This is a genomic window from Streptomyces sp. NPDC048337 (assembly GCF_043201175.1).
GTDB lineage: Bacteria > Actinomycetota > Actinomycetes > Streptomycetales > Streptomycetaceae > Streptomyces.
This window is the reverse complement of the sequence record NZ_JBICYR010000003.1, coordinates 449,254-469,619: the sequence shown is the minus strand read 5'-3', so window position 1 is coordinate 469,619 and position 20,366 is coordinate 449,254. Positions and strand designations below refer to the sequence as shown.

The window sequence follows — 20,366 nt, the reverse complement described above, 5'->3', positions numbered from 1 at the left end:
CTAGACCATCAAGTTCCACTACACGCTACTGCGTTCCACTAAGTGGAACAAACGGGAGGTTCCCTTGTCCTGCCACCCGTACGCGGTGATAGCCGCCCAACGCCTGCTGCCGGTGCTGCGCGAGGCCGACGCCGACCGGGCCGTCCGCCGGACCACCGCCCTGCTCGCCGCCGGCTGCCGCGCGGTCGAACTGACCACCTCCACCCCGGACTGGGCGGACGCCCTCGCCCGTACCGTCCCCCTCACCGACGCGCACGGTCGCCCCGCCCTGATCGGCGTCGGCACGGTGACCACCACCGCCCAGGCGGAGACCGCCCTGGACGCGGGCGCCGGCTTCCTGATCTCCCCCTACCCGGCCCCCGAGGTGCGCGCGGTCGCCGAGCGCCGCGAAGCCGTCTTTATCGAGGGCGGGTTCACCCCCGGCGAGATCGCCGCCGCGTGCCGCTCGGCGGGCGCCGCCAAGGTGTTCCCGGCGCACGTCGCCGGACCCCGCTTCGTCCGCTCCCTCAAGGCCGTCCTGCCCGAGGCCCTGATCATCCCGACCGGCGGCATCCGGCCCGGCGAGGTCCCGGAATGGCTCGCCGCCGGGGCGGCCGCCGTCGGCATCGGCAGCGGGCTGCCGGCCGACCCAGCCGAACTGGCCGCCGTATTCGCCGAGCTGGCCCTGCCGTGCTGTGCCGGGTGCGCCGGCCCCACCGTGCGGAACCCGCGGTGAGCGGAGGGTACGACGTCCTCGTCCTCGGCGAGGTGCTCGTCGAGATCCATGCCGGCGCCGCCCTGCGCGAAGCCGCCGACGGCACACCCGCCCGCATCTCCTACTCCGGGGACGCCCTGAACGCCGCGGCCGCCGCCGCTGCCGCCGGTGCCCGGACCGCCCTGCTCGCCGTGGTCGGCGACGACGACCTGAGCGTCCCGCTGCTGCGGCGCGCCGCCGCCCTGGGCGTGGACGTCTCCCACGTACGCCGCGCCCCGCACCCCAACGGCGCCTACCTGCTCTCCGCCGACACCGAGGGCGACCGGGAGTTCGTCTACTGGCGCACGCGCAGCGCCGGCTCCACCCTGTCGCCCCGGCACGTCGCGTCCTGGCGCGCGCTGCTGACCGGCTCGGCCGCGCTCGTCACCAGCGGTATCACCGGCGCCTTGTCGCCGAGCAGCCGCGAGGCCGTGGTGGCCGCCGCCCACCTCGTCCACGGGGCCGGCGGCCACCTCTCGTACGACCCCAACTTCCGCCCCCGGCTGACCGGTCGCGCCGAGGCCCGGGAACTGCTGGCCGAGATCGCCCCCCTCACCGGGCTGCTCAAGACCTCCTGCCCCGCCGACGCCCTGGCTCTCGTGGACACCGACGACCCGCCCACCGCCGCCGCCCGCTACCGCGCGCTCGGTGCCCGTACGGTCGCGGTCACCGCGGGCGCCGACCGGCTGCTGCTCGACGACGGCGTACGGGCGGCGTACCGGCCCGTGCCCGCCAACCCGGCCCCCGTCGACGCGACCGGGGCGGGCGACTGCTTCACCGGCACGGCCACCGCCCGGCTCGCCCTGGGCGACGGCCTGGCGGACGCCGTGGCCTACGGCATCGCGGCCGCCTCCCTCTCCGTCTCCGGCCGCGGCGGCACCGGGCGCGTCCCCGCCTTCGCGGAGACGGCGGCCCTGGCCGCCGCGCACCGCCGGGCTACAGGGAGTTGAGCAGCGCGATCTCCTCGGCTCCGAGGCGCAGGGCACCCGCGGCGATGTTCTCGACGAGGTGGTCCGGATTCCCGGTGCCGGGGATCGCCAGGACGTGCGGACCGCGGTTCAGCGTCCACGCGAGGCGCAGCTGGGCGACGGACACCCCGTGGACCTCGGCGAGGGGCTCGACGCGTTCGCCGTCGCCCCCGGCCGCCCCCGACTCCTTGCCCGCGCCCGCGATGGCGAAGAAGGGGACGAAAGCGACGCCCTGCTCCCCGCACGCGTCCACGAAGGCGTGCTCCTCGGCCGACGAGCCGATCCCGTACGGGTTCTGCACGCACACCACCGGCGCGATCGCCTGGGCCTCGGCGAGGTGGTGGGCGGTCACGTTGGAGATTCCCAGGTGCCGGATGAGCCCGGCCGTGCGGAGCTCGGAGAGTGCGCCGAAGTGCTCGGCGAGCGAGGCGTCCGCCGCCGTGGACGGGAGGCGCAGGTTGACCACGTCGAGGTGGTCCCGGCCGAGCTGGCGCAGATTCTCCTCGACCTGACCGCGCAGCCGGCCGGGCTCGGCCCAGTAGAAGTCACCGGACGGATGGCGGCCCGGCCCGACCTTGGTGGTGATCACCAGCTCGTCGGCGTACGGGGCGAGCGCACTGTTGATCAGCTCGTTGGCGGAGCGGAGCGGGGAGAAGTAGAAGGAGGCGGTGTCGATGTGGTTCACACCGAGCTCGACGGCCCGGCGCAGCACCCCGATCGCCCGGCCGCGATCGCTCGCGGCGGCGTCGGCGGCGAACGCCGCGCCGCTGCTCTGCGGCAGGCGCATCGCGCCGAAACCCATCCGGTTGACGGTCAGGTCGCCCAGCTTCCAGGTGCCGGCGGCGTCAGCGGTGATCATGTCGGTGGTCATCCCGCGACCGTACCGGGCTCGGAAACCCAGCCGGCGGCCAGGACCAGCCGGGAGGTGCGGTGGACCGCCAGAAAGCCGAAGGGGCGGTGGAAGTACACCTCGGCCCGGCGGGTTCGGTACCTCAGCCGGGGCGGTGCGCCTCCGGCCGCCGCCACCGCGAAGTCGGTGACGGCCGCGGCTTCGAAGCCCTCGGCGCTGAAGCGGGCCAGCGCCGACTGAGCGGCCGAGCCGATCGCCAGCGGCTCGGAAGCGATCCCGGGGAAGTGCCCGTAGTCCGCGTCCGAGGCGGTTTCCAGCCCGAACAGCGGGGCGTGGGCGAGGAGATCGTGCTGCGCGCGCACCTCGAAGGCAACCGTCTCGATGTCCAGCCGGGGCTCCGGAGACAGGGTCGCCATCATCTCGACGAACAGTCCCGGGCCGGGGTTGCCGTCGGGGAGCAGGCTCGCACCCGTGGCAGGGAGGGCCCGGGTGACCGCGTCGATGCCGGTGGCGATCACCTCACCGGCGGGAGCGTCGGCCTCGCCGAGCATGAGGTGGACGTCCACCCCGGTGGCCCCGACGACTTCGAGCAGGGTGACGGGACCCGTCGGTCCGTGGGCCACCCGGACCCGGTCCAGGAGGGACGTGCTGCGGCGCAGTACGGGCAGGATCCGGTCGCTCCACGGGCCCTCGTGCGCTTCCCCCGGCATCTCCCAGAACGGTTGGATCCACTTCAGCCGCAGCGCGAGCGCCGACGCGAGGACCAGCCGGGTTTCTTCCTCGAGGACAACCGGCATGCTGCCGATCTCGCCGCCCGTCCGCTCCGACGCCCACACGTCCAGCGCCCTGTGGTCGGCCTCGGCGTCCCCGGTGAGCGTGCCGCGCGCGCCCGCCGGGAGTTCGGCCGACCAGGCCTCCTCCAGCAGGAGGTCGCCCTTGGCCCAGAGCCCGGTCGCCGCCTGAAGACCTCGTACGCCGGACAGCGCGGTCAGCAGTTCCCGTGCGGCCCCCGCCGCCGCCTCGGCGGACATGCCGAGCGCCTCCGCCAGTTCGGCGCGGGCCGGGCCGCCCGCGCCGTCCGCGAGCAGGGCGAGCAGCGGCCAGACCCCGGCCGCGGTGAACACCGTGCCCGTGTCCCCGGCGGGGGGTTGTGCGGCGGCCCAGCGCTTCGTGAGGCGGTTGACCGCCCGTACCGTCGGGTTCCTCATGCGCGGGAGCGTACGTGGTGGGACGCCGCCGGGCCGGATCATTTTCCGCGGCCCGGCGGCGCCGGTCAGTGGCCGCGCAGGCCCCGGTCGACGGCCGTCATCAGCTCGCCGTCGGCGGTGTCCGCGTCCAGTGACCAGAACATCGCACCGCCCAGGCCGTGTTCGCGGATGTAGCCGGTCTTGGCGCGCAGCACCTGCGGGTCGTCGTACGTCCACAGGGTGGTGCCGTCGAACAGCCAGGCGTGGCCGCCGCGCCGGTCCCGGTGGACCTGGTAGGTGCCCGAATCCGCCAGCTTCCTCAACGCCTTGTAGTCCTCGTACCCGGCGGACCAGGTGGCGGGCGCCGGACCCGTGGCGGGCTGCCCCATGCCGTCCCCGCCGCCACTGACGCCCGTCCAGCCCTGCCCGTAGAACGGCATGCCCATCACCAGCTTGTGCGCGGGCGCGCCGCGCCGCTTCCAGGCGTCCACCGTGCCGTCGACGCTGAAGTCGCCCCGGGCGTAGAGCGCGGACTGCTGGGCCGTGGTGGGCTCGCCCGAGACGTGGAAGTCGTAGCCCTGGAGGGTCACGAAGTCGAGGTCGCGCATGATCCGGCGGACGTCGAAGCCCGCGTCGATCTTGGCGGGGGCGGTGGGGACGAAGGCCGTCAGCTCGTACCCTGCCTTCCGGTTCTGGCTGCGCGCGTACGCATCAAGCTGTGTGCGGAACTCCTTGACGAGTTCGGCGAAGTTCCGCTTGTCCTCCGGCCGGAACTTCGTGTCGGCGTCGCCGGCCGAACCGGGCCACTCCCAGTCGAGGTCGATCCCGTCGAACAGGCCCGCGGCCGCACCTGCGCCGCCCCGGGTTCCGTCCTGCGGCAGGTTGCCCTTGATGTAGAGGTCGATGCAGGACTCCACGAGGGCCTTGCGGGAGGCGGGGGTGAGGGCGGCGTCCGAGAAGTGGGTGGACCAGCTCCAGCCGCCCAGCGAGATCAGCACCTTGAGGCCGGGGTGCTTGGCCTTGAGCTCGCGCAGCTGGTTGAAGTTGCCGGCGAGCGGCTGTTCCCAGGTGTCGGCGACCCCGTCGACGGAGTTCTCGGCGTCGAGCGGGCGCACGTAGTCGGCCCAGGCGTCGGCCTCGCCCGGCACGTTGCCGGTGAAGCACTTGCCTTCCGGGCTGACGTTTCCGAAGGCGTAGTTGATGTGGGTGAGCTTGCCGGCGGAGCCGTTCGACTCCAGGTCCTGGACCTGGAAGTCCCGTCCGTAGACGCCCCATTGGGTGAAGTAGCCGACCTTCCTGTACGAGCGGTCGTGGCCGCCCGCCGTGTCGCCGTGCGCGCCGGCGGCGGGCGCGAAGGCGGTCAGCAGGGACAGGGAGCAGGCGGCGACGGCGAGCCTGCCGAGCATGCTGCGGCGCATGGGCTTCCTTTGCGGATGCGGGAGCGGGGCGTGAGCGCGTGCGCGGTGCATGCCGGAAACTATTGGTCTGGACCAGGGCGGTCAAGGGGGTGGCCGAAATGGGTGTGATCGTCAGCTCGTAGTCTCCATGGCCACGGGATTCACCAGATGACCGGTCAAGACGGGGGACGACACATGACATACCGACGGGCAGCGATCCCGGCACTGGCCGGAGGGCTGCTGCTCACCGCGCTTCTCTGGTGGGCCGGGGCGAGCGCGCAGGCACTGCGCCTGCCGGGTACCGGCGGGGTGATCAGCAGCCGGGTCGCCGCCGAGCTCGAACGCTGGCTCATCCCCTGGTCGTACGACCCTCCGTCCGCGCTTCCGCTCGGCGCCGAGCTGTCCGGCGGGAGCGGGGACGCGGCCGGGAGCGGCGGCAGCCACTACCTCACGCTGTACTCCACCGGCATGCAGATCCGCTTCGCCGCGGTGTTCGCCTTCTTCGTGCCCGTCGCGCTGCTCCTGATCCGCAGGCTGCCGCCGGTGCACGGCCGGATGCCGGCCACGCTGCTCGCCGTGTGGGCCTGGGGCCTGGTGGCCGGGACCCTGGCCGTGACCGTCTCGGCGCCGTGGCTGATCGCCGCGGACGGGCGCGGGAGCTACCGCTTCCTGCCCCAGCTGGCGGGCGTGATCGCCTCCGGGCGGCAAGCCCTGGTGGCGACCGCGCTGGTCGCCGCGGTGGTGACCGTGCTCGTGGCGCGCGTCACGGCGAAGGGCGCCGGTCCGCTTCCGCAGAACATCGTGCCCGCGCGGGCCGCCCGCCTGGCCGCCACGGTCGGGACCGCGGTGGTCGCCCTGTCCCTGGTGGTCCTCTCGTACCAGCCGGTCGCCGCCGAGATCCAGCTGCTCTCCCCGGACGGCGGGCTGTTCGCCGAACCGGGCGATCTCCTGCGCCAGTGGCTGCTGCTCGGCGTCTGGGTCAGCCCGGCGGGCGTGCCGCTCGCGGACTGGCTCCTGCACATGGCCGTCACCATGCTGCTGCTCGTCGTGGTGTGGTGGGCGCTGCGGCGGCTGCCCGCCCTGCTCACGCGGGCCACCGTCCCGGCGATGGCGGCGTGCGCGGTCTGCGCGACCGTCCTCGGTCTGCTGGTGAGCCAGCTGGTGCGGGCGTCGACGGACTCGCTGGCCTCCCTCTACGGGCCGCTGCAGCGGTTCGCGGGCGTGGGGGAGGGTGTTCCGGCCGCCCTGACCTTCGGCCTGGTGGCGGGAGCCGCGGCTGCCGTGACCCTGCGGGTGGCCGTGCGCCACGCGGAGACCGCCGAGGTGACGGTCGAGGAAGAGAGTGCTGCCCGGCCGTAGGCCCTCCCCGCCGTCCTCAACGGAGGCTCCAGTGGCCGACGTCGTCGGCGAGACCACCGTTCAGGGCGAACTGGACCGCGGCGGGTACGGCGTGCTCGGGGAGCCGGAAGGTGACGTGGCCCTCGGCCGTGCCGCCGGGGCTGAGCATGACCGTGTCGGGGAAGGAATCCCCGGCGGTGGTGGCCGTGTTGAGGCCGGCGAACCGCTGCCCGGAGGCGTCCAGCAGGTGCGCGGACGGGGCGGGGGAGTCCTTGTACACGGCGGTACCGGTGTTCTCCAGGCGCAGCCGCACGGCGACCAGCCGGGTGGAGGTGTCGGGCGCCGGGCCCTCGGGGTCGGCCGGAGTGGCCGGGTCGACCACGCGCACCAGGGTCACGTCGAGCCGCTGGCCGGGCTCGTTCCCCGAGAGGGAGATCGTCTCGCCGGACCCCGCGGCGGCCGCGGCCGGCAGTGCGGGGACGAGGAGTACGAGCGCGGCGAGCGATGCCCGGCGCGCGTGGTGCCGACGCGGCTCCCGGCCCGGGAACGGGCGGGGCGGCCGCGGGTCGTGTGCGTGGGGCGCCGGCGCTGCGTCGCGTACCCGGCGGAGGCCACAGGGCATGGCGGAACCTCCTGATCCACGGTCCACCCTGCCCACGATCCTCCGCCGCCCCGGGTCCCGCCACCCGCGTCCCCGCCGACCGTCGCGGCCGCCCCGTCTCACGGAGCGAACACGGAGCGGAAAACAGTGGATCTTCTGGCCGCGCCGTGCCATGGTTGGTCCCACCGAAGGGGTGTAGCTCAGCTGGTCAGAGCGCTGGTCTCCAAAACCAGATGTCGTAGGTTCGAATCCTGCCACCCCTGCGAACACAAGCAGTTCACGGCGCTCCGGGCCCGTCTCCCCGCACAGGGGGGACGGGCCCGGCGTCGTTCCCGCGGCCGTCTGGCAGACTGGGCCGGGCCAAACCAGGCGGTGCAGGACAGGAAACCGGTGCGATTCCGGTGCGGTCCCGCCACTGTGACCGGCCGTCTCCGCGTGGGAGGCCGGGAGTCAGACACTGACGCACCGCCTCTTCACGTCGACCAGGGGACGCGGATCCCCCGGAGAGGCTCCACCATGTCGCGAACCCGCGCCCTTCTGCGCGCCGTCCGGCCCCTCGCACTGCTGATACCCCTGGCCGCCTGCGGCGGTTCGCCGGGTACGGGGGACCGGGCCGCCGACCCGTCCGCCGCGCCCGGGTTCCCGTACACCGTCACCAACTGCGGTGTGACCAGCACCTACCAGGCCCCGCCCCGGCGCGCCGTCACCATGAACCAGCACGCCACCGAGCTCCTGCTCGCCCTCGGGCTGCAGGACAGGATGGTCGGCACCGCCTACCTCGACGACGCCGTACTGCCCGCCTACCGGCCGGCCTACGACGGGATCAAGGTGCTGGCCAAGGAGTACCCCTCGAAGGAGATCCTCCTCGGCGCCGACCCGGACTTCGTCTACGGGGGATACGCCAGCGCCTTCGACAAGGCCCAGGGACGCGACCGCGACGGGCTCGCCAGGACCGGCATCAACTCCCGGCTCAGCGTGGAGTACTGCACCGAGGGCCGGGTCGGCCTCGACCAGCTCAGGACCGAAATCACCGAGGTCGCACGGACCTTCGGCGTGCCCGAGCGCGGCGCGCGGCTCGTCGAGGACGAGCAGCGGCGCATCGACGCCGTGACCGCCCGCCTGGGGGACAAGGCGCGGCCGTCCGTCTTCGTCTACGACTCCGGCGAGGCCTCCGCCGCCACCTCCGGAGGCAACGGCATCGGCAACGAGATCGTCTCCCTCGCCGGCGGGACGAACGTGTTCGCCGACCTCAAGGACACCTTCGGTGACGTGTCGTGGGAGAAGGTCATCGAGCGCAAGCCCGAGGTCGTCCTCATCTACGACTACGGCGGGACCACCGTCGAAGCCAAGAAGCAGCGCCTGTTGAACGACCCGGCCCTCGCCGAGGTTCCCGCCGTCAAGAACCGGCGCTTCGTCGTGCTGCCGCTCTCCTCGGCCGTGCTCGGCGTACGCGTCGCCGACGCGGTCGAGTCCCTGGGCCGTCAGCTCCACCCCGACCCCGCGTGAGGCTCCGCACCCCCGCCGTCCTCGTCCTGCTCGCCGCCGCGCTCCTCGCGTCGGCCGTCGCGGGGCTGGCCCTGGGGGCCGTACGGATCGCACCCGGGCAGGTGCTCGACATCGTGCTCGGCGCCCTCACGGGGGACCGGCGGACCGGGGCCTTCGCCTCCATCGTGTGGGACGTGCGGATGCCGCGCGTCCTCCTCGGAGCCGTCGTCGGCGCCGGGCTCGCGGTGTCCGGGACCGTGCTGCAGGCCCTCGTACGCAACCAGCTCGCGGACCCGTTCCTGCTCGGCGCCTCCTCGGGGGCGTCGGCGGGAGCCGTCCTCGTGATCGTCCTGGGCGCGGGGGCGGGCCTGGCCGCGCTCACCGTTCCGGTCGCCGCCTTCGCCGGATCGATGGCCGCACTCGTGGCCGTCTACGCCATGGCCCGGCGGGGCGGAACCATGACCACCGGCCGGCTGATCCTCGCCGGGGTCGCCGTCCAGTACATCCTGTCCGCCCTCACCAGCCTGGTGCTGGTGCTCGCCGCGAGCCCCGACCAGATCCGCAGCGTGCTGTTCTGGACCCTGGGCGGGCTCGGCGGTGCCCGCTGGGACGAACTGGCCCTGCCCGCCGCCGCGCTGCTCGCCGGGACCGCCCTGCTGGTCGCACTCGCCCGGCCGCTCGACCTCCTCCTCGCCGGAGAGGAGGGAGCCCGGACCCTGGGCCTGGACACCGGGCGTTTCCGCGCCGCCGTCTTCGTCCTGTCCTCCCTCGTCATCGGCGTGCTCGTCGCCTACAGCGGCGCGATCGGCTTCGTCGGCCTGATGGTCCCGCACGCCGCCCGGATGGCCGTCGGCGCGGGGCACCGGGCACTGCTGCCCGTGGCCGCGCTGGGCGGGGCGGTCTTCCTGACCCTGGCCGACCTGGTCGCCCGCACGGCGGCCGCGCCCGAGGAGATCCCGGTCGGCGTGGTCACCGCGCTGGTAGGCGGGCCGTTCTTCCTGTGGATGCTGCGCCGCTCCGGCCGGGCCGAGGGGGTGACGGGATGACGGCGCGTCCGGTGGAACTCGCGGTCGAGGGCGTGCGTTGTGAGATCGACGGGCACACCCTGCTCCACGGCGTCGACCTCACCGCCCGCCCCGGTGAGACCGTCGGCGTGGTCGGCCCCAACGGCAGCGGCAAGACCACCCTGTTGCGCTGCGTGTACGGCACCCTGCGGCCGACCGGCGGCCGGGTGCTGCTGGACGGCGCCGACGCGGACCCGCTCGGCGTCAAGGAGCGGGCCCGCCGCGTGGCGGTGGTCCCGCAGGACGCGAGCGGTGCCTTCGGGCTGACGGTGCGCGAGGTCGTCGCCATGGGGCGCAGCCCGCACAAGCGGTTCTGGGAACAGGACGGCCCCGACGACGCACGGCGTGTCGCCGAGGCCCTGGAGACCGTCGGGGTGGCCGCCTTCGCCGCGCGCCGCTTCGACGAGCTGTCCGGCGGCGAACGGCAGCGCGCCCTGGTCGCCCGCGCCCTCGTCCAGGACCCCGGCCTGCTCGCCCTCGACGAGCCGACCAACCACCTGGACATCCGCTACCAGCTGGAAGTCCTGGCCCTGGTCCGCGCCCTGCCCGCCACCGGCCTGCTCGTCCTGCACGACCTCAACCTCGCCGCCGCGTTCTGCGACCGGCTCTACGTGATGTCCGGCGGCCGCGTGGCCGCCACCGGCACACCCGCGGAGGTCCTGACGGAGGCGCTGCTGGCAGAGGTGTACGGGGTGCGCACCCGCATCGGGATCCACCCCGACACGGGCGCACCGAACATCGTCTACCTGCCGGTGGTGGCCGGGCGCGGCGCGTCTCCGGCGTGAGCGCGGTGACCTCCGTCGGCTTCCGACCACCTGTGGCAGCCGCGGTATCGCCTTCGGCCGGCTCCTGGACGACAGCCCGCCCGGGCCGGTCTCGGCCGGCCCGGGCGGGAGGCTCATGCGGCGTCGTCCTCTTGGTACCCGTACGGGCGGGTGATGATCTCCATCCCGTGCCCGGACGGGTCCGGGAAGTAGACGCCGCGGCCGCCGTCGTTGTGGTTGATCTCGCCGGGGTGTCGCCGCTGCGGATCGGCCCAGTAGCTGATCCCCGCGGCCTGGATCTTCGCGAACGCCGCGTCGAACTCCGCCTCGGAGATGAGGAACGCGTAGTGCTGCACGGTGATGGACCCGGCCGGGACGGTCGCGAAGTCCAGGGTGACGCCGTTGCTCACTTCGACGGGAATGAACGGGCCCCATTCGGCCCCGACCTCGAGGTCGAGGATGTGCGCCAGGAATTCGGCGGACTCCCGGTTGTCACGGGAGTGGATGATCGTGTGGTTCAGTTCGACTGACATGGGCGAATGCCTCCGGAAGGCATGTCACGGACACCTCCATGCCTCACCCAGCCGGTGACCGACACGCGATGCCGTGATCACGATCCTAAACACGCCTTCCGGGTGAAGTCCACCGATTTCCGGCCGACCGGTCGGCCGGCGGGCCGACCGCCACCGCCCCTCACGACCCCCCGTACACCGCCTTGACGTTGTCCTGCGCCGGGTGCGTGCGGCCGGCCGGGCCCGCCGCGAACACCCGGAGCAGGTTCTCCGTGACGCGGGTGGTCAGCGCGCCGGACCGCGCGTCCAGGCCGTGGTTCGAGCCGCTGCGGCCGTCGCCCGTCGCGTCCAGGGCCTCCACCCACCGCATCGTGCCGGTCGCGAAGACCCCCGCCCCGCTCGGCACCGTGTAGTACGCCGTGTCCTGGTGGCTCGGGCGGCCCTCGCACACCACCGGGGAGTGGGCCAGTATCTCGATCGGCCGGGGCGTCGGGAACCCGGTGTTGACCTTGTCGTACTCCACGCCCACCAGGTGCTCGAAGCGGTCGCCCGCCTTCGCGCCGGTGCCCTCGAAGAGCCAGTGGCCGGGGTGGGTCACCACGTACGGGGCGTCCACCGGGTAGCCGTCGTAGATCACACCGAGCAGCGAGCTCTCCGGGTCCGCGCCGGGCGCCGAGCGGAAGTCCACGGTCGCCGGATGGCCCCGCTTGAACCCGGGGTCCTGGTCGTAGGAGGACTTGTAGCAGACCACCGTACGGTCCGGTCCCAGATCGGAGGGCTCCAGCCGGATCCGGCGGAAGCAGCAGTTCGCGCCGAGGATCGCGATGTTGGTGCCAGCGTCGCGGGCGGCCGTGAGGTGCGCCCGCTGCTCCGGCGACCAGTACTCGTCGTGCCCGAGCGAGAGCACCGCCGCGGCCCCCTCCAGCAGCCTCTTCTCACGGGCCACGTCCGTGGTCGTGGCGTACGCCAGGGGTATGCCGAGCCGCTCGGCGAGCGCGACCAGCGGGGCCTCGTACACGAGGAACAGCCCCGCGCCGTCGTCGTACTCGTACGGTCGGTCGAAGGTCACGGCGAGCGAGCGCGAGGCGTAGCCGCCGTTCGGGCCGTCGTAACTCCCGTAGCCGCCCCACCGGTTGTAGGCCTGCCAGGTGGCCACCGCGTTGACCACGACGGTACGACCGGCCGTCGACGCCGACCGCACGGTGACCGGCACGAACCGCTGTCCCTCGCCGCCCTGCGCGTCCAGCCGCAGCAGGTAGCAGCCTTCGGGCCAGCCCTTGGTGTCGACCGTGGTCGTACGGGACCACCGGGTGCGGACCATGCGGGTCCCCGGATCCACCGTGTGCTCGGGCTGCCGCGCGCCGGTCAGCGCCTCGGAACGCCACACCAGGCGGGCCCGGGCCCCGCCGTACCAGCCCATCCGGTAGGCGGAGACGGTGAAGCGGGGCGCCATGGTGGACACGTGCAGCCCGAAGGACTCGCCGGGCAGGACGCTGACCCGGTCCGCGAAGCCCTCGATGGCCCGGGCCGGGCCCGCCTTGGTCACCGGCCAGTCGGCGTTCCCCGGCCTGGCGTTCTCGGCCTTCACGTCGAAACCGCCCGGCCCCGCGCCCGACGGCTTCCCGCTCGGCGCCGCGGACCCGCCGGCCCGCTCCCCGCCCCGTAGGTCTGCGCTGCCGTCCCCGTTCGCGCAACCGGCCGCGGCCCCGAGCCCGGCCGCCGTGGCCGCGCCCGTCGCGATCGCGAGGAACCGCCGTCTGCCTGCGCCGTCGCCGTCCCGGGCTATGTGCTCCTGATCCATGCGGGGCACGTTATGTCACTGTTCGAACCCCCTTTCCACCGGCCCGCCCGAGTCACGGTGATCTAGGCTGGCCCCCTGCCGTGCCGGACACCAACCGACCCTGGGGGCAAGCGATATGACATACAGCGCCGCACACGGCCTGGGTACGGTTCGGCAACTGTGGCAGCTGCTCGAACCCGTCCACGCCCTCGTCTACTTCGCCCCCGAGTCCTACGAGGAGGCGGCGGCGCTCGGTTACCCCACCGACGAGCGCTGGCCCCTGTACTTCGCCTACCGGGCAGCCCCGCTCGGCACCGCCGAAGCGGAGCTCGTGAGCGCCCTCTTCTACAGCTTCAGCCCGGGCATGGTCCAGCGGTACGTCGACCGGTCCTGGCACACCGCCCCGCCCGCCCGGGTCCTCGAGGCCCGCGCGGCCGGCGCCGACCGGGCCCTGCGCACCCTGCTCGGCGACCGCACGGCCTCCCCGGACCTGGCGGAGGCGGCCGCGCTGGCCCGCCGCGCCGCCGAGGCCGCCGCCACCGCCGGGCGCCCGCTGGCCGCCTCCAACGCCGCACTGCCCTGGCCACAGGCCCCGCACGCGGTGCTCTGGCACGCCGCCACGATCCTGCGCGAGCACCGCGGCGACGGCCACCTCGTCGCCCTCCAGGCCCACCACCTCGACCCGGTCGAGTCCCTGGTCCTGCAGGCCGGTACCGGAGCGGCCCCGACCGAGGCGTTCGCGGGCCGCCAGTGGCCCGCGGACGAGTGGACCGCGGCCCGCACCCGGCTCGCCGCCCGGGGCCTGCTGGCCGAGGACGCCACGGCCACCGCCGAGGGGCTGGCCCTGCGCACCTCCGTCGAACGGCTCACCGACGAACTCGCCACCGCCCCCTGGTCCGCGTTGTCCTCGCAGGAGGTGGCCCGGCTCGCCGAACTCCTCCTCCCGCCGGTCCTCGACATCGTCGGCGCCGGACTCCTCCCGGCCCAGGGCACCTTGGGCATCGGCATGAAGTACGACTACGAGGGCTGACCCCGCGGCGCCAGCCGCCCGCACGTCCTCACTCGACGTGTTCGCGGTACCGGTCGATCACCTCCCTCAGCACCTCCGCGCCGTCCCGGGCCCACAGCCCGGGATGGAAGATCTCCACCTCCACCGGGCCCCGGTAGCCGGCCGCGTCGGCCAGCTTCCGGAAGCCCCGCAGGTCGATGGAGCCGTCGCCCAACTGCCCGCGCCCCAGCAGCGCTCCCTCCGGGAGCGGAGTCACCCAGTCGGCGACCTGGACGGACACGATGCGCCCGCCCGCGCCGGCCCGGAGCAGGTCGGCGGGCAACCGCTCGTCCCACCACAGGTGGTAGGAGTCGGCCACCACCCCCACCTGCTCCGCCGGGAACCGCTCGGCGAGGTCCAGGGCCTGGCCGAGGGTGGACACCACGCAGCGGTCCGACGCGTACATCGGATGCAGCGGTTCGATGCCCAGCCGGACCCCGTGCGCGGCGGCCCACGGAGCCAGCTCGCCCAGGATCTCGGCGATCCGCCCCCGGGCGCCGACCAGGTCCCGGTCGCCCCCGGGCAGCCCGCCCGAGACCAGCACCAGCGTGTCGGCGCCCAGCTCGGCCGCCTCCTCCACGGCCCGGCGGTTGTCGTCCAGCGCGGCCGCCCGGCCGCCCGGGTCGGAGGCGGTGAAGAAGCCGCCCCGGCAGAGCGAGCTGACGCGCAGCCCCGCCCCCGCGACGAGTTTCGCCGCTTCCCGCACTCCGAAGGCGCGGACCGGATCGCGCCAGAGCCCGACGGCGCCGACCCCCGCCGCCGTACACCCGGAGACCAGCTGGGGCAGCGACCACTGGCGGATGGTCTCCTGGTTCAGGCTGAACCGCGCCGGAGCCGGGGCCGGCGCGGGGCTCATGACGCCACCCCGTGCAGTGCGAGCAGCCCGCGCATCCGGTCCTCGGCACGCTCCGGATCAGGGAACAGCCCCAACCGGTCGGCCAGTTCGTACGCGGTCGCCAGATGCGGCAGCGGCCGCGCAGACTCCAGCCCGCCGAGCATCGTGAAGTGCTCCTGATAGCCGGCCAGCCAGGCCAGCAGCACCACCCCGGTCTTGTAGAGCCGGGTCGGCGGGGCGAAGAGGTGTCTCGACAGGGGAACCGTCGGATCGAGGAGCTCGCGGAAGCCCACGAGGTCGCCGCGGTCGAGGGCGAGCGCCGCCCGGGCCGCGATCGGGGCGATCGGGTCGAAGATGCCCAGCAGCGCGTTGCTGGCCAGCTCCCCGTCCCCGGCGATCAGCTCCGGGTAGTGGTAGTCGTCGCCTGTGTAGCAGCGCACTCCCGCCGGAAGCCGCCTTCGGATGTCCACCTCCCGCTCCGCGTCCAGCAGCGAGACCTTGATCCCGTCCACCTTCTCCGGGCAATCGGCGATGACCTTCAGGAAGACCTCCGTGGCCCCGTCCAGGTCGTGGTGGCCCCAGTATCCGGCCAGCGCCGGGTCGAACATCGGCCCGAGCCAGTGCAGTACGACCGGCCGGGCGCTCTGCCGGAGCAGTCCGCCGTACACCTCCAGGTAGTCCTCGGGGCCGCCGGCCGAGGCGGCCAACGCCCGCGAGGCCATCAGTACGGCCCCCGATCCGCAGGCCTCGACGTGCGCGAGCTGTTCCCCGTAGGCGGCGGTGATCGCGGCCAGGGAGTGCGGAGCCCCGTCGGCCGGGAGCTGGTCGGTGCCCGCGCCGCACACGATCCGGCCGCCCACCGCCCGGGCCTCGGCCGAAGAACGCCGGATCAGCTCCGCGGCGGTCGGCCAGTCCAGGCCCATCCCGCGCTGTGCGGTGTCCATGGCCTCGGCGACCCCGAGGCCCTGCGCCCACAATCGGTGGCGGAAGGCCAGCGTGGCCTCCCAGTCGACCCCCGGTCCGGCCGCCGACGTGGCCGCCGGATCGGCGACCACGTGCGCCGCCGAGTAGAACGCACGGCTACGGGCCGGGCCGCAGGTCAGCGGAGGGAACGGAGCGGGGTTCGGCCGGTACGGGCGGGATCCGCCGTCCGCCGAGGGGAGCCGGATGCTCACAGGACCACCTCCGGCACCGGCAGCCGCCGCCCCTCGGCCGAGGAACGCAGACCGAGTTCGGCGAGCTGCACCCCGCGCGCCCCGGTCGCCAGGTCCCACCGCCAGGGCTCGTCGAGCACGACGTGCCGCAGGAAGAGCTCCCACTGGGCCTTGAAGCCGTTGTCGGCAGGGGTGTTGTCGGGCACCTCCTGCCACTGCGAGCGGAACGCCTCGGTCTGCGGCAGATCCGGATTCCACACCGGTTTCGGCGTCGCCCCGCGGTGCTGGACGCGGCAGCCGCGCAGCCCGGCGACGGCCGACCCGTGCGTACCGTCCACCTGGAACTCCACCAGTTCGTCGCGGTGGACCCGCACCGCCCAGGAGGAGTTGATCTGCGCGACCGCGCCGCCCTCCAGCTCGAAGATCCCGTACGCCGCGTCCTCGGCCGTCGCCTCGTACGGCTTGCCCTCCTCGTCCCACCTCCGGCCGATGTGCGTGCGCGTCAGGGCCTGCACCGTGCGGACCCGGCCGAACAGCTCGTGGAGGAGGTACTCCCAGTGCGGGAACATGTCGGCGACGATCCCGCCGCCGTCCTGCGCGCGGTAGTTCCACGAGGGCCGCTGGGCGGGCTGCCAGTCGCCCTCGAAGACCCAGTACCCGAACTCGCCGCGCACGGACAGGACCTCACCGAAGAAGCCGCCCTCGATCAGCCGCTTCAGCTTCAGCAGCCCCGGCAGGAACAGCTTGTCCTGGACCACGCCGTGCTTCGTGCCCGCCGCCGCGGCCAGCCGGGCGAGCTCCAGGGAGGACTCGAAGGTCAGCGCGGTCGGCTTCTCGCAGTAGACGTGCTTGCCCGCCGCTATGGCCTGCCGGAGCGCCGCCTCGCGGGCGCTCGTGACCTGGGCGTCGAAGTAGATCTCGACCTCGGGGTCCGCCAGCACCGCCTCCAGGTCGGTGCTCACGTGCTCCAGCCCGTGCCGTTCCGCGAGGGCCCGCAGGGCCGGCTCCCGGCGCCCCACGAGCACCGGCTCGGGCCAGAGCGCCGTGCCGTCGCCCAGGTCCAGCCCGCCCTGCTCGCGCAGGGCGAGCACGGACCGGACCAGGTGCTGGCGGTACCCCATGCGCCCCGTCACGCCGTTCATGGCGATCTTGATCGTCCTGCGCTCCATGCCGTCCCCCTCCTTCGTGTCGATTCCTTCGTGTCGATGGCCGCCTTCTCGACCGTCCGTCGATAGAAAGCGCTTTCACTCCGTTCAGGCTAGGGTCGGAAACATCCTCGCGGCAACACCCGAACGAGTGATAGAAAGCGCTTTCTCTCCTCGGGCAGAATGGAGATCCACACACCGGATGAGACGATGACCCGGATCAGGAGAAGGAGGGGGTGCACCATGGCGGTGACTCTCGCCGAGGTCGCGGCGCACGCGGGCGTGTCGCCCGCCACGGTCTCGCGCGTGCTCAATGGCGGATACCCGGTGGCCGGCACCACCCGGACCCGGGTGGAGCAGGCCGTCGAAGAGCTCGGCTACATCGCCAACGGCCCCGCCCGCGCGCTCGCGGCCGCCACCTCCGACCTGGTCGGCGTCCTCGTCCACGACGTCGCGGACAGCTTCTTCGGGATCCTCGCCGGCTCCCTGCAGAGCGCCCTCGCTCCCACCGGCCAGGGCGATGCCCGCCGCCTCGCCGTGGTCTGCAACACCGAAGGGGAGCCCTCGGCCGAACTGGCCTACCTCACCCTGCTGGAGGGCCAGCGGGCCGGGGGTGTGGTCCTCACCGGCGGCGCCGCCGAGGATCCGGAGCACACCACCGCGCTCGCCGCCCGCGTCGCACGGATGGCGGGCACCGGAGCCCCCGTGGTCCTCTGCGGGCGGCCTCCGCTGCCCGTGCCCGGCGGACTGCCGGTCGCCACCGTGATGTTCGACGACCACGGCGGCGCCTTCCGCCTCGCCGAGCACCTGTTGGCCCTCGGGCACCGCCGCATCGCCTACGTCGCCGGCCCGCCCGGCCTGAGCACCACCCGGGCGCGCCTCGCCGGGCACCGGGCCGCCCTGCTGCGGCACGACCCCGGCCTCCCCGAGGCCTGCGCCGACCTCACCGTGCACGCCGGCTTCGAGCGCTCCGCGGGCTACGACGCCACCCGCGAGCTGCTGCGCCGCGCAGCACCCTTCACCGCGATCGCCGCGGCCAACGACACCGTCGCCGCCGGAGTCGCCGCCGCCCTGCGCGAGGCGGGGATACGGATCCCCGAGGACGTCTCCGTGGCCGGCTTCGACGACCTGCCGTTCTGCGCGGACACCTCCCCGGCCCTGACCACCGTCCGGGTACCGCTGCGCGAGGCGGGCGCCCTCGCCGCCCAACTCGTCACCGGCCGCCGGGCGCTGCCCCCGGGCGGGATCACCACCCTGCCCACGGAGCTGATGGTGCGCGCCTCGACGGCCCCGCCCCCGGCCGAAGCGGGCACCCGATGAGGTACGCCTTCTCGACGCTCGGCCTGCCCGGCGTGCCGCTCGACCGCAGCGGGGCCCTGGCCGCCGCCCACGGGTTCGAGGGCCTCGAACTGCGCGCCCACGTCGAGGAGCCCCTGCACCCCGCCAGCCCGACCGCCGACCGGGCCGCCGGCCTGCGCGCCCTCACCGCCGCCGGGGTCGCCGTCCTGGGCGTCGCGGGCTACGCGCAGGTGGCCGCGGCCGGTGCGGACGAGCCGGTCCTCGCCGAACTGCGGGCCCTGGTCCGGCTCGCGGCCGATCTGGAAGCGCCCTACGTACGGGTCTTCCCGGGCGGCGGCGACCTGCCCGAGGTCGACGCCGACGCCCACGCCGTGCGCAGGCTGGGGGACGCGGCCCCGTTCGCCGAGCGGCACGGCGTGCGGATCCTGCTGGAGACCCACGACTCCCACCGCACGGGGGCCGCGGCCGCCCGGGTCCTGGACCGGGTCGCGCATCCCGGCGCCGGGGCGGTGTGGGACGTACTGCACACGTGGCTGGGCGGCGAGTCGCCCGCCGAGTCGTGGCGGGCGCTGGCCGCGCACCTGGGCTACGTACAGGTGAAGGACGTGGCATCGGCGCAGGAGCTCACCCCGCTCGGGCTCGGCGCCGGGGTGCTGCCCCTGGCCGAGGCGGTGGCCGCCGTACCGCGGGACGGGTGGCTCTGCTGGGAGTACGAGAAGCGCTGGTACCCCGACGCGGCCGAGCTCCCCGGCCGGCTCGCGCGGGGCCGGGAGTACCTGGAGTGGCTGGTGGCCAGGGCGCCGGGCGATCCGGGCGGCGCCCGGTAGGGGCACGCGCGGCGGTGGAGACGAGCAGTCCGCGCCTCCGTACCGCCGTCACGAGCCAACGCAGGACCCGATCGAAGTGATCAGCTCACCGGTGCGGTCCCACCTCAGGACCGGATGGTCAGGCGCGGGAGCAGTTCCAGATGTTGCCGGGGGCTCTCTTCGGCACCCACCTCGGACAACCGGTCCAGCAGCAGGCCCGCCGCCCGGGCGCCCACCTCACGCTTGGCCGGTGCCACCGCCGACAGCGGGACGTCGGCCATCCCGGCCACCTCGTCGTCGTACGTGATCACGGCCAGGTCCTCCGGCACCCGCACCCCCCGCGCCTGGAGCCGAGGGATCAGCATGATCGCGTCGGTGTCGCTGTGGATCAGCGCAGCGGTGACCCCGCCCGTCGTCACCGCGTCGCACAGGTACTCCAGCGTCCGGGAGAACAGGTCGGCATCGGAGACCGGGCCCGGCCCGGCCGGCGGCCACGGCGGCGCGGGCTCCAGACCGAGCGCGGCCACGGCGGCCTCGTACCCCGATCGCAGCCGCGTCGCCGTCGGGGTGAACCGGCTGGCGAGCGCGATCCGTTTGTGCCCCAGCCCGGCCAGGTGCTGCACCGCGCGGGCCGCTCCGTGCGCATGGTCGGAGGCCACCCGGTCCAGCCCCGCCGCCGGATGCCCCGGCGGAGCCCACCGCTCCACCAGCACGGTCGGAACCGGGAGTTCCGCTGCCCACGCGCCCTCCCCGGGCCCGGGCGCCCCGGTCTCCCAGTTCGGAGTCAGCAACAGCCCGTGCGCCCCCGTGGAGACCAGCCGGTCCGCCTGGGTCCGGTCCTCACCCGGCAGATACCGCGTCAGCCCCACGGTCAGCCGCGCACCGCGCGCCTCGACCACCGCGCGGGCCCCCCGGACGACTTCCGCGTAGTAGTACTCGGTCGTCGGCACCACCATCCCGATCACCAGCCCCTCGCCGGCGCCGCTGCCCGTCGATCCGCCCGCAAGGGCGGTGGCGGCGCGCGCGGGGACCGCACCCGGCCCCGTACGCACCCGGCTGATCACCCCGTGCATCCGCTGGATCTCGCCCCGCGCGGCCATCGCCTCGATGTCCCGCCGCAGGGTGACGGGGGAGATGCCGAGCTCCTGGGCCAGCTCCGCCACACGCACGCTGCCGCGCTCCCGGACGAGTGCGAGTACCTGTGCCTGACGCTGGTTCACGTGCGGTCGCAAAGCGTCCCCCTGTGGTCCGGTGATGTAAGCGGTCCCATCATAGGGAATCGAACCGATCGATTCGATCGAATACGTTCAACTGGTCATTGACGGCATGGCCGGTGCGTTCATATATTCGGCGGCGTCCGGCACCTCACAGCATCTCGGCCTCGTTCTCGGGAGTCACCG

At 74.0% G+C, this 20,366-nt stretch carries 19 protein-coding genes, 1 tRNA gene and 1 riboswitch; of the genes, 10 read left to right on the top strand and 10 right to left on the bottom strand.

What is annotated here, in order from left to right; translation table 11 throughout:
• Positions 1-64: 64 nt before the first annotated feature.
• Complete coding sequence (locus ACGFYU_RS07795) at positions 65-715, top strand: bifunctional 4-hydroxy-2-oxoglutarate aldolase/2-dehydro-3-deoxy-phosphogluconate aldolase (RefSeq protein WP_393826372.1); 651 nt, start codon at positions 65-67, stop codon at positions 713-715.
• Positions 712-1,683, top strand: a complete 972-nt coding sequence (locus ACGFYU_RS07790) for a PfkB family carbohydrate kinase (RefSeq protein WP_393826371.1) — start codon at positions 712-714, stop codon at positions 1,681-1,683. The genes ACGFYU_RS07795 and ACGFYU_RS07790 overlap by 4 nt, the downstream gene beginning before the upstream one ends.
• Here the strand turns inward: ACGFYU_RS07790 and ACGFYU_RS07785 are convergent.
• From ACGFYU_RS07785 to ACGFYU_RS07775, 3 genes are all read right to left on the bottom strand, one after another.
• Positions 1,670-2,572: an aldo/keto reductase gene (locus ACGFYU_RS07785; RefSeq protein ID WP_393826370.1), complete on the bottom strand. Its 903-nt coding sequence runs from the start codon at positions 2,570-2,572 to the stop codon at positions 1,670-1,672. The genes ACGFYU_RS07790 and ACGFYU_RS07785 overlap by 14 nt on opposite strands.
• Positions 2,569-3,759, bottom strand: a complete 1,191-nt coding sequence (locus ACGFYU_RS07780) for a serpin family protein (protein ID WP_393826369.1) — start codon at positions 3,757-3,759, stop codon at positions 2,569-2,571. The genes ACGFYU_RS07785 and ACGFYU_RS07780 overlap by 4 nt, the downstream gene beginning before the upstream one ends.
• Before the next feature lie 65 nt (positions 3,760-3,824).
• Positions 3,825-5,156, bottom strand: a complete 1,332-nt coding sequence (locus tag ACGFYU_RS07775) for a glycoside hydrolase family 18 protein (protein WP_393826368.1) — start codon at positions 5,154-5,156, stop codon at positions 3,825-3,827.
• A 174-nt stretch (positions 5,157-5,330) separates the two neighbouring features.
• Between ACGFYU_RS07775 and ACGFYU_RS07770 the strand changes: the two genes are divergently transcribed.
• Entirely contained in the window at positions 5,331-6,494 is a 1,164-nt protein-coding gene (locus ACGFYU_RS07770; protein WP_393826367.1) for a hypothetical protein, read from the top strand.
• Positions 6,495-6,510: 16 nt separating this feature from the next.
• Here the strand turns inward: ACGFYU_RS07770 and ACGFYU_RS07765 are convergent, their stop codons facing one another.
• Positions 6,511-7,095: a hypothetical protein gene (locus ACGFYU_RS07765; protein ID WP_393826366.1), complete on the bottom strand. Its 585-nt coding sequence runs from the start codon at positions 7,093-7,095 to the stop codon at positions 6,511-6,513.
• Positions 7,096-7,263: 168 nt separating this feature from the next.
• On the opposite strand from ACGFYU_RS07765, the gene ACGFYU_RS07760 reads away from it, so the two are divergent.
• The 4 genes from ACGFYU_RS07760 (at position 7,264) to ACGFYU_RS07745 (ending at position 10,408) form a co-directional block, all read left to right on the top strand.
• Positions 7,264-7,337 (top strand) — tRNA-Trp (locus ACGFYU_RS07760).
• A 116-nt stretch (positions 7,338-7,453) separates the two neighbouring features.
• Positions 7,454-7,534, top strand: a riboswitch (cobalamin riboswitch).
• A gap of 56 nt (positions 7,535-7,590) precedes the next feature.
• The gene (locus ACGFYU_RS07755; RefSeq protein ID WP_393826365.1) at positions 7,591-8,580 is read left to right on the top strand and encodes an ABC transporter substrate-binding protein; all 990 of its coding nucleotides are present in this window, start codon (positions 7,591-7,593) and stop codon (positions 8,578-8,580) included.
• Positions 8,577-9,605, top strand: a complete 1,029-nt coding sequence (locus tag ACGFYU_RS07750; RefSeq protein WP_393826364.1) for a FecCD family ABC transporter permease — start codon at positions 8,577-8,579, stop codon at positions 9,603-9,605. Before ACGFYU_RS07755 ends, ACGFYU_RS07750 begins: the two co-directional genes overlap by 4 nt.
• On the top strand, positions 9,602-10,408 hold the full coding sequence (locus ACGFYU_RS07745) for an ABC transporter ATP-binding protein (protein WP_393826363.1): 807 nt from the start codon (positions 9,602-9,604) through the stop codon (positions 10,406-10,408). Before ACGFYU_RS07750 ends, ACGFYU_RS07745 begins: the two co-directional genes overlap by 4 nt.
• Before the next feature lie 113 nt (positions 10,409-10,521).
• Here the strand turns inward: ACGFYU_RS07745 and ACGFYU_RS07740 are convergent, their stop codons facing one another.
• Both ACGFYU_RS07740 and ACGFYU_RS07735 read right to left on the bottom strand, forming a co-directional pair.
• Positions 10,522-10,920, bottom strand: coding sequence for a VOC family protein (locus tag ACGFYU_RS07740; protein WP_393826362.1), 399 nt, complete (start codon positions 10,918-10,920; stop codon positions 10,522-10,524).
• Between the two features lie 160 nt (positions 10,921-11,080).
• On the bottom strand, positions 11,081-12,700 hold the full coding sequence (locus ACGFYU_RS07735) for a N,N-dimethylformamidase beta subunit family domain-containing protein (protein WP_393826361.1): 1,620 nt from the start codon (positions 12,698-12,700) through the stop codon (positions 11,081-11,083).
• A 115-nt stretch (positions 12,701-12,815) separates the two neighbouring features.
• On the opposite strand from ACGFYU_RS07735, the gene ACGFYU_RS07730 reads away from it, so the two are divergent.
• Positions 12,816-13,709 carry a hypothetical protein gene (locus ACGFYU_RS07730; protein WP_393826360.1) on the top strand — a complete coding sequence of 298 codons (894 nt, stop codon included), beginning with the start codon at positions 12,816-12,818 and terminating at the stop codon, positions 13,707-13,709.
• Between the two features lie 28 nt (positions 13,710-13,737).
• Here ACGFYU_RS07730 and ACGFYU_RS07725 read toward each other — a convergent pair whose 3' ends face one another.
• Genes ACGFYU_RS07725 through ACGFYU_RS07715 form a run of 3 tightly spaced genes read right to left on the bottom strand, consistent with a single transcriptional unit; the run spans position 13,738 to position 16,885 of the window.
• Complete coding sequence (locus ACGFYU_RS07725) at positions 13,738-14,583, bottom strand: sugar phosphate isomerase/epimerase family protein (RefSeq protein WP_393826359.1); 846 nt, start codon at positions 14,581-14,583, stop codon at positions 13,738-13,740.
• Positions 14,580-15,737 carry a dihydrodipicolinate synthase family protein gene (locus tag ACGFYU_RS07720; protein WP_393826358.1) on the bottom strand — a complete coding sequence of 386 codons (1,158 nt, stop codon included), beginning with the start codon at positions 15,735-15,737 and terminating at the stop codon, positions 14,580-14,582. Before ACGFYU_RS07720 ends, ACGFYU_RS07725 begins: the two co-directional genes overlap by 4 nt.
• Entirely contained in the window at positions 15,734-16,885 is a 1,152-nt protein-coding gene (locus ACGFYU_RS07715; RefSeq protein WP_393826357.1) for a Gfo/Idh/MocA family protein, read from the bottom strand. Before ACGFYU_RS07715 ends, ACGFYU_RS07720 begins: the two co-directional genes overlap by 4 nt.
• Positions 16,886-17,104: 219 nt before the next feature.
• On the opposite strand from ACGFYU_RS07715, the gene ACGFYU_RS07710 reads away from it, so the two are divergent.
• Entirely contained in the window at positions 17,105-18,181 is a 1,077-nt protein-coding gene (locus tag ACGFYU_RS07710; protein WP_393826356.1) for a LacI family DNA-binding transcriptional regulator, read from the top strand.
• Entirely contained in the window at positions 18,178-18,987 is an 810-nt protein-coding gene (locus ACGFYU_RS07705; protein WP_393826355.1) for a sugar phosphate isomerase/epimerase family protein, read from the top strand. The genes ACGFYU_RS07710 and ACGFYU_RS07705 overlap by 4 nt, the downstream gene beginning before the upstream one ends.
• Before the next feature lie 104 nt (positions 18,988-19,091).
• On the opposite strand, the gene ACGFYU_RS07700 is transcribed toward ACGFYU_RS07705, so the two are convergent.
• Positions 19,092-20,198: a substrate-binding domain-containing protein gene (locus tag ACGFYU_RS07700; RefSeq protein WP_393826354.1), complete on the bottom strand. Its 1,107-nt coding sequence runs from the start codon at positions 20,196-20,198 to the stop codon at positions 19,092-19,094.
• Between the last annotated feature and the right edge of the window lie 168 nt (positions 20,199-20,366).

What these genes read in the sequence shown, in the direction of transcription:
- ACGFYU_RS07785 (WP_393826370.1), bottom strand. Translation starts at nt 2,572, where the DNA reads ATGACCACCGACATGATCACCGCTGACGCCGCCGGCACCTGGAAGCTG.
- ACGFYU_RS07780 (WP_393826369.1), bottom strand. Translation starts at nt 3,759, where the DNA reads ATGAGGAACCCGACGGTACGGGCGGTCAACCGCCTCACGAAGCGCTGG.
- ACGFYU_RS07775 (WP_393826368.1), bottom strand. Translation starts at nt 5,156, where the DNA reads ATGCGCCGCAGCATGCTCGGCAGGCTCGCCGTCGCCGCCTGCTCCCTG.
- ACGFYU_RS07770 (WP_393826367.1), top strand. Translation starts at nt 5,331, where the DNA reads ATGACATACCGACGGGCAGCGATCCCGGCACTGGCCGGAGGGCTGCTG.
- ACGFYU_RS07765 (WP_393826366.1), bottom strand. Translation starts at nt 7,095, where the DNA reads ATGCCCTGTGGCCTCCGCCGGGTACGCGACGCAGCGCCGGCGCCCCAC.
- ACGFYU_RS07755 (WP_393826365.1), top strand. Translation starts at nt 7,591, where the DNA reads ATGTCGCGAACCCGCGCCCTTCTGCGCGCCGTCCGGCCCCTCGCACTG.
- ACGFYU_RS07745 (WP_393826363.1), top strand. Translation starts at nt 9,602, where the DNA reads ATGACGGCGCGTCCGGTGGAACTCGCGGTCGAGGGCGTGCGTTGTGAG.
- ACGFYU_RS07740 (WP_393826362.1), bottom strand. Translation starts at nt 10,920, where the DNA reads ATGTCAGTCGAACTGAACCACACGATCATCCACTCCCGTGACAACCGG.
- ACGFYU_RS07735 (WP_393826361.1), bottom strand. Translation starts at nt 12,700, where the DNA reads ATGGATCAGGAGCACATAGCCCGGGACGGCGACGGCGCAGGCAGACGG.
- ACGFYU_RS07730 (WP_393826360.1), top strand. Translation starts at nt 12,816, where the DNA reads ATGACATACAGCGCCGCACACGGCCTGGGTACGGTTCGGCAACTGTGG.
- ACGFYU_RS07725 (WP_393826359.1), bottom strand. Translation starts at nt 14,583, where the DNA reads ATGAGCCCCGCGCCGGCCCCGGCTCCGGCGCGGTTCAGCCTGAACCAG.
- ACGFYU_RS07715 (WP_393826357.1), bottom strand. Translation starts at nt 16,885, where the DNA reads ATGGAGCGCAGGACGATCAAGATCGCCATGAACGGCGTGACGGGGCGC.
- ACGFYU_RS07710 (WP_393826356.1), top strand. Translation starts at nt 17,105, where the DNA reads ATGGCGGTGACTCTCGCCGAGGTCGCGGCGCACGCGGGCGTGTCGCCC.
- ACGFYU_RS07705 (WP_393826355.1), top strand. Translation starts at nt 18,178, where the DNA reads ATGAGGTACGCCTTCTCGACGCTCGGCCTGCCCGGCGTGCCGCTCGAC.